We start from the raw sequence: 6,134 nt of genomic DNA, 5'->3' as shown, positions 1-6,134 counted from the left end.
CGTATTTTTTTAACCGCAGAGAACGCAGAGAAGTCGCAGAGTTTTTTTTACGGCTGGTTGGTGCTAAGCATCAATGCTAAGCACCTTGGGGCATGCTCTCCCTCTTAGTGCTCAACCTCTCCGCGTCTCAAGGATCTATTTGCCTCCAAATTAGCCATAAACGAAAAAGACCCCCAGTAAAAACTGAGAGTCTGTCATCGGTTGAGGTCAGTGGCGGATTCGAACCGCCGTACACGGTTTTGCAGACCGTTGCCTAGCCACTCGGCCAACCGACCTTTGTTTTTCGGATTGCAAATATATGCAAAAAAAATTGCGATGCAACAGCTAATGCCGGAATTTATCAGCGCGTAAGTCGAACACTTACCTTTTCGATTTCGCCACCCATCGGAGGATTCATTTTCGAAAGTTTGATGCTCGCCTTTTCAATCGTTGGAAATGAACGATATATGTGATCCAGGATTCGGGTGCAAACATGTTCGAGCAAAGCGGAGGGGATTTCCATTTCTTCCCGAATAATATCGTATATTTTTTGATAGTTGAGTGCATCCTCCAGCTTGTCGGTTTTCCCTGCCTTGGTGCAATCGGTCTGAATGGTTGCCGAGACCATAAATCGGGCACCTACCTGTTTTTCAAAATCGTAATGTCCGTGGTAAGCATAAAACTCCAGGCCTTCCAGTTCGATTATATCTGCCATCTTTTTGTATTCTTGTTCGTTATGATTTTTCTATTTGGTGGGTAAAATTAATTTTTCTTTTTTAGATGTTTATTTTACACAGTGCTAAAAGCATTTGTGCGGAATCATTTTATACTTTTGTCATTTATCTTCAGGGGTACCCTCTGTAGATAGTTGCGACGATTGGCTGATTTTTTACAATCCGGTTTCATTCGGGAAAAAACGGCCGGCTTACATGTCGGAAGTTACGGTATTATGGTAGAACATAGATAAGTCTAATATATGAGTGAGAATAGTCCTGAAAAAGAGGTGGTAGTAAAGAAAAATTTTATCCACCAAATTGTTGAAGAAGAAATTAAAACGGGGAAAAACGGAGGATTGGTACATACTCGTTTCCCGCCCGAACCCAATGGGTATTTGCATATTGGACATGCTAAGTCCATTTGCCTGAATTTTGGGACTGCTCAGAAATACAACGGAATTACAAACCTGCGATTCGATGATACAAACCCGTCCAAAGAAGATACGGAGTATGTTGATTCGATCATGGAAGATGTGCGTTGGTTAGGTTTCGATTGGGGAGATCGCTTGTTTTATGCTTCGGATTATTTCGAGAAGTTATTCGATTTCGCCGTTAAGCTGATCAAAGAAGGAAAAGCTTATGTGGATGATCAAGGGGCTGAAGAGATCAGTAGCCAGAAAGGAACACCAACACGCCCGGGAGCTGAAAGTCCTTTCCGTAATCGGAGTGCCGAGGAAAGTTTGGACTTGTTTATGCGCATGAAAGAAGGGGAGTTTAACGAAGGAGAACGTGTACTTCGGGCTAAAATCGATATGGCATCGCCTAATATGCACATGCGCGATCCGATTATTTACCGGATCATGAAAACGCCTCACCACCGCACCGGAGATAAATGGAATGTTTACCCCATGTACGATTTTGCGCATGGCCAGTGCGACTATTGGGAAGGTATCACCCATTCAATCTGTACCCTGGAATTTGAAGTTCACCGCCCGCTATACGATTGGTTTGTTGATCAATTGAAAGACTCGGATTATCGTCCGCGCCAAATTGAGTTTGCCCGCTTAAACCTAACCTATACGGTCATGAGTAAGCGGAAACTGTTGCAGTTGGTTAAAGAAAACTATGTGAATGGCTGGGACGATCCACGGATGCCGACTATTTCCGGTTTGCGTCGTCGTGGTTATACGCCGGTATCCATTCGTAATTTTGCCGAGCGAATTGGTGTTACTAAGGTCGACGGGATTATTGATGTAGCTTTGCTGGAACATAGCGTTCGGGAGGATTTGAATAAGCATGCACAGCGTGTTATGGGGGTTTTGAATCCGCTGAAAGTTGTTATTACCAACTACCCGGAAGGGCAAGTTGAATTGCTGGATGCGGTGAATAATCCGGAGGACCCGGAAGCCGGAATGCGCAAAGTGCCTTTTACCCGTGAGATTTACATTGAACGTGACGACTTTATGGAGAACCCTCCGAAGAAGTTCTTCCGTTTATCGCCGGGAACAGAAGTACGTATGCGTTACGCTTATTTCATTAAATGTAACGAAGTCATTAAGGATGAAAATGGCGAAATTATTGAGCTTCACTGTACTTACGATCCTGCCTCACGCGGAGGTAACTCCCCTGATGGACGGAAGGTTAAAGCAACCTTGCACTGGGTGTCGGTTACCGAAAATGTAAAAGCTGAAGTTCGCTTGTACGATCGTTTGTTCAACGATGAAGAGCCGGATGGACATAAGGATAAAGACTTCCTGGAATTTTTGAATCCGGATTCGTTACAGGTGTTGGATAATTGCTATGTGGAGCCATTTGTGAAAGATGCTAAAGCACTGGATTCATTCCAGTTCGAACGCTTGGGCTATTTCAATGTGGATCCGGATACGACAGAAGATCAAATTGTCTTCAACCGGACAGCGCAATTACGCGACAACTGGGCGAAAATGAAAGGCAAATAATCAGCAGTTTATAAAGATATAGAAGGAACGAGGTCCGTACAGGCTTCGTTCTTTTTTTTCGGGAAGTAGCTCTTGTTTTTACTTTGTATCTAATGTACCCACCCTGGCCCTCCCTCGCGAGGGAGGGAAATTCCGACTTTGTCGGAATGGGAGGGTCAATCTGATTCAAAAGAATCCACTTTCATTCCTGTTGGTGATTTCCTACGAATCATGAATGTTTTTTCGGGAAGTCCCTTCCGAGTTCCGAGTTTCACGTTCCAAGTTCCAAGTTCCAAGGCAACCCGACAACTTTGGATAACAGGGACAACGTGATGTTAAGGAAATCTTCCTTTCAATCCTTCAGTCCATCAGTCCAACAATCCGTTACTCTGAAGAACAAGGCACTGTTTACCGATTGTCTGCTCCCATTAACCGATCAACTTAAAGGATGCTTTGGAAAATGGCCTACTTTTGAAATGGAATTAAAATGAGACATTATGAATCATCAAGACTGGAAACAACCGGAACAAGGAGAGAATAAAGATAGAAAGCATGGAGGATCGGTAATCGGTATTATCTTCATCGTTGTTGGTCTTTATTGGATTGTTAAAGAGACAGGCTTAGGTGCATACCTGCCTGGATGGGAATTCTTTCGCGATGCCTTATGGAGTATTTATGACTTTATGAAGGTGAACCTTGGGGATTTTCTATTGCCTGTATTGCTGGTCATTACCGGTGTCTTGATGATAACGGGACACCGTAAAGTCGGTGGGTTAATCGCATTGATGGCCTTGTTGGTTTTTCTGCCGGGAATAGGAATCCCCGGTGTATTCATGGTTATTTTCTTCCCGGTCGTGTTGATTATTATCGGGGTAATGCTGATTAAGAGTTTGTTATAATTTTGATTGTTGTAGAGAGTGAGAGATCTATAAATCTGAAAGACATGGAAAGAAGAGGGAATAAAGGCTTTTATGTAGGGATGATATTCATTGCAATAGGTGCTATTTTGATATTACAGCGCTTAAATATTATCCCCTGGAGTTTGTCGGATATCCTGATCTCCTGGCAAATGTTATTGATTGTAATTGGTGCAATCTTATTGCGTAACGGAAGCCAGGTAAAGGGAATTATTCTCGTTGGTATTGGTACTTTTTTCATACTCCCCGAGATATTTGATGTGCCATACGAAGTTCGGCGGGTTTACTGGCCGGCTTTGCTCGTGTTAATCGGTGTTGCGCTGGTGTACAGGCAGCGCGGTGGGCATTCTCAGTTGTATCACGGCGTTGAAGGGAAAACCTTCGATGAGTTTGATGACTTTGTCATTTTTGGTGGCCGTGAAATATTTATCACCTCGAAACAACTAAAAGGAGGTCGCAGTACGTCTGTTTTTGGAGGTATTGAATACGATTTCCGGCAAGCAAGCTTATCGCCTGAAGGAGCTGTAATTGATTGTACTTGTTTATTTGGAGGAACCGGAATGAAGGTGCCGCTCGACTGGAATGTGCGCAACGAAATAACCACCATCTTTGGTGCTTTTACCGATAAGCGGGGCGATACGTTTCAGCACGGACAACTGGATCCGTCGAAAACCGTTGTAATAAAAGGGATAACGCTGTTTGGAGGTGTTGAAATCAAACATGTTTAACCGGCATGAAACATCCTTTCATCAATAACCGTCTTCTTAGCCTTTACTATGTGGTATTTTGGTTGATCATTGGCTTCCTGAATTTCCTGATTCAGGCTTTTTGGTACGACATCAATTACAGTCTGGCTCTGATCGATTCTTTTGTCATTTTCATCCTTTATCCGATTATGGGCTCCAGTATCTGGTTTATCATTCAGTATAACCGGCTGGATGAAAATGACTGGATGAAAAATATTCTTTTTCACCTTGTAGCGGCGACCATCATGAATGTAATCTGGCTTTACCTGGGCTACATTTTTATTAAGATGATCGAGCAAGATCATGTCGATTTTATTCAGGCATCCTTACCGTCGAAAGTCTTGACCGGCTATTTGCTTTATGCCGGTTATGTGGTGTTCTTTTATGCGGTTAATTATTACAATTCGCTGAAAGAGAAAATTAACCGGGAGGCTGAAATGAAAATGTTGGTTCGCGATGCCGAGCTGAATGCCTTAAAATCGCAGATCAATCCACACTTCTTGTTTAACAGTCTGAACAGCATTTCATCGTTGACCATGAGTAAGCCCGAGAAAGCGCAGGAAATGGTGATCAATTTATCATCGTTTATGCGTTATTCCTTACAACATAGCCGCGAGGAAAGGGTAACACTCAAGGAGGAATTGGATCACATTAAACTGTATCTTGGAATCGAAAAAATACGTTTCGGAAAGAAACTGAACCCTGTTTTTAATATTGACGATGTTTGTCTGAAAGCTAAAATTCCGAATATGATTTTGCAACCCTTGTTCGAGAATGCGATAAAATACGGGGTATACGAAGCAACCGAGCCGGTGAGTATCTTTATGACTTGTGATCCGGAACCTAATTTTTTTCGGATAACCATCGAAAATGAATACGACCCGCTAACAAAGAAAAATAAAGGTGAAGGCATTGGTTTGCGAAACATCCGCCAGCGACTGGAACTGATTTATGGTAATCCTGGTTTACTGCGGATAACGGATTTGAAAACGAGTTTTAAAGTAGAATTAATGCTTCCTCAAAAATAACCTGCTATGAATGAGAAACTAAACGTACTGCTTGTTGAAGATGAAGAATTGGCTAGAGATCTCCTGAAATCCTATTTGAAAGACCACCCGGAGGTGAACCTGATTGGTGAATGTGAAAATGGGTTTGAAGGTGTTCAAAAGATTAACGAGCTGAAGCCGGATCTGGTTTTCTTAGATATTCAAATGCCTAAAATTACCGGCTTTGAAATGCTACAGCTGCTTGATCATAAACCCGATATTATTTTCACAACAGCGTATGACCAATATGCATTGAAAGCTTTCGAGATTAATGCAGTTGATTATTTGTTGAAACCATTCTCGAAAGACCGGATGTTCTCGGCTATTGATAAAGCGTTGGAAAGACGTGGTAGGCAGGAGGAATCAGAAGATCAGCTGAGTAAGCTCAGTGAGTACTCTACAGGTGAATATATCGATCGGGTGGTGGTTAAAGACCGACATCGCATTCACATTATCCCCACCGAACATATTCGTTACATCGAATCGATGGACGATTATGTATTGATCTACACCAGTGAAGGAAGACATATGAAACAGAATACGATGAAGTTTTTTGAAACGCACCTCGATCCTCATGAGTTTATTCGCATTCACCGGTCGTACATTGTTTGTGTTTCGCAGATTGGAGAAATTCAACAATACGAAAAGGAATCGTATGTTGTGATCTTAAAAGATCAAACGAAACTTAAGGTGAGTAAATCAGGCTATAAAAATTTAAAGGAAGTCCTCGATTTTTAAGCGGGGATTGTATTGTAAATCTCTCTTGTTGTAGAAGTTCTGCATGGCATGCGGG

6 protein-coding genes and 1 tRNA gene are annotated in these 6,134 nt (G+C 42.4%); 5 read left to right on the top strand and 2 right to left on the bottom strand.

Annotation, left to right across the window (positions count from 1 at the left end; translation table 11 throughout):
* Positions 1-204 precede the first annotated feature (204 nt).
* Together AC37HE_RS01155 and folB are read right to left on the bottom strand one after the other, a co-directional pair.
* Positions 205-275: transfer RNA gene (locus AC37HE_RS01155), tRNA-Cys, on the bottom strand.
* A 65-nt stretch (positions 276-340) separates the two neighbouring features.
* Positions 341-694, bottom strand: coding sequence for a dihydroneopterin aldolase (gene folB, locus AC37HE_RS01150; RefSeq protein ID WP_500780935.1), 354 nt, complete (start codon positions 692-694; stop codon positions 341-343).
* A gap of 261 nt (positions 695-955) precedes the next feature.
* Here folB and AC37HE_RS01145 point away from each other — a divergent pair, with 261 nt between their 5' ends.
* The 5 genes from AC37HE_RS01145 (at position 956) to AC37HE_RS01125 (ending at position 6,079) form a co-directional block, all read left to right on the top strand.
* On the top strand, positions 956-2,653 hold the full coding sequence (locus AC37HE_RS01145; RefSeq protein ID WP_500780934.1) for a glutamine--tRNA ligase/YqeY domain fusion protein: 1,698 nt from the start codon (positions 956-958) through the stop codon (positions 2,651-2,653).
* A 476-nt stretch (positions 2,654-3,129) separates the two neighbouring features.
* Positions 3,130-3,531, top strand: coding sequence for a hypothetical protein (locus AC37HE_RS01140; RefSeq protein ID WP_500780933.1), 402 nt, complete (start codon positions 3,130-3,132; stop codon positions 3,529-3,531).
* 44 nt (positions 3,532-3,575) lie between these two features.
* Positions 3,576-4,277, top strand: coding sequence for a LiaF transmembrane domain-containing protein (locus AC37HE_RS01135; protein WP_500780932.1), 702 nt, complete (start codon positions 3,576-3,578; stop codon positions 4,275-4,277).
* Positions 4,278-4,282: 5 nt separating this feature from the next.
* Entirely contained in the window at positions 4,283-5,323 is a 1,041-nt protein-coding gene (locus AC37HE_RS01130) for a sensor histidine kinase (protein WP_500780931.1), read from the top strand.
* 6 nt (positions 5,324-5,329) lie between these two features.
* Entirely contained in the window at positions 5,330-6,079 is a 750-nt protein-coding gene (locus tag AC37HE_RS01125) for a LytR/AlgR family response regulator transcription factor (protein ID WP_500780930.1), read from the top strand.
* Positions 6,080-6,134 lie beyond the last annotated feature (55 nt).

It is taken from the genome of Mangrovibacterium sp., assembly GCF_059905295.1.
This window is presented reverse-complemented; position numbering and strand designations above follow the sequence as displayed.